The organism is Streptococcus suis, from assembly GCF_046032115.1.
GTDB classification, from domain to species: domain Bacteria; phylum Bacillota; class Bacilli; order Lactobacillales; family Streptococcaceae; genus Streptococcus; species Streptococcus suis_AJ.
Map to the genome: position 1 here is coordinate 1 of NZ_JARQOZ010000075.1, position 1,530 is coordinate 1,530.

Here is a 1,530-nt window from a genome sequence, read left to right on the forward strand (position 1 = left end):
CAATGTCATTAAGTTAACATTCGGCATTACATCTACACTGTCTACTCCCAAGTATTTATTCTATGTCATACTTGGGATTTTTGTATTTAGCCAGCACAAAAAGAGGCTTTCCATCCTTATTTTTTGTATTCATTTGTCCGATTTTATGCTATTCTATAAGTGAAATCTACAAGTGTTTGATATCGAACCTTCCTCCTTGCCTGTCTATCGGGTCGAATTGGACAAAGGTGGGATTGGAGGTAGATTTCAACTTGCTTGGAAGGTATTTGGTGACGGAAAAAGAGACGACAGATATAGCAGGCATCTGAAAAGCTGATTTTGTATCTATACTTTGTTTTTCGCTCTGGAATGGTGACCTTAGAAGTGGTCATTTTGACGGCATTGTGAAAAGTGAGACGAGCGAATATTTCCTGAAGAATACCTTCCAGCTTTTTAGCGTGAAAACTCACCAATCCAAGTGCATATTTCAAGTGACGAAAAGCGGTCTCTATGCCCCATCTACGGGCATAGAGGCTTTTTATATAGTCTACAGGCTTATCGCAATTGGTCACGAGAGTCTCGTATTTATCAGGGGCTATTTCAAACCGAACCATGCGAAAAGAAAGGGAGTAAAACTCTGCTTCAGCTCCCCTTTCCCATTCTTTAGATAGAAACTCAAAGGTTTGATTGCTGGGAATAAACTTGTATTGATTCCTATCTTTCAGAAGTTCTTTGGTCTCCTTATTTTGTCGGCGGGTTAATTTCAAGGTAAAGGATTCGTCGAAGGTTTCCGTAGAAGGCAGGTCCAAACTTTGCTTCATACTGCTTTTCCCATCTCGAATCCGAATTAGATAGAACCAGCCTTTTTCTTGGCAATGAGCCATCAGATTATAAGATTCATAGCCCCTATCTGCCACGATGAGTGCTTGTTCGAAAGGGAGAATTCTCCATCATGTCAATCAGAGCTTGTCGTTCATCAACATCTCGTCTCTTTTGAACCAAGGCATCACAATATAGCTCGCTTTCCAAGTCAAATAGGGCATTTAAGTGCAGGAGATTATAGGCTTTTTCACCTGATTTTGAAGGAAAATAAGAAGCTGTGTCCTCAGGTATGACTGGAATATGGATATCGGATCCATCTACAGCCAGAATAGGGAGTTCTGTTTTTGGAAGAACAGCCTGTGTAAAGTTTTTGAAGAGATCTTGAAAGGCTTGGTGCTTAATTTTATAGCGATTTTGGACAAAAGCAGCCTTTGAAATGGGGAAGTCTTGATTGATCAGTTCTTTTGATAGTGTTTGACCTCCCATGTTTAGTATAGCGGAAACTATTTGTTGGAAGGAACATTTTCTGGAACGGGTAAAGTCTTTATCTGGTTGGACGACATAAGAAGAACTGTCTGATGAGAGTTGTGAGATGCAAGATTCTAGGATTGTTTGAATAGACTGAACCATGGGAAAACTCCTTTTTGATTTTAGTCTATCACTTTATCGAAAAATAAAAAGACCCTATCCAATAAAAATTGGAGTAGGATCCTTAACTTAATGACATTG

1 pseudogene is annotated in these 1,530 nt (G+C 39.3%); it reads right to left on the reverse strand.

From position 1 onward, the window contains the following. Positions 1–143: 143 nt before the first annotated feature. Positions 144–1,431: pseudogene (locus tag P7J36_RS11525) on the reverse strand (IS4 family transposase). Between the last annotated feature and the right edge of the window lie 99 nt (positions 1,432–1,530).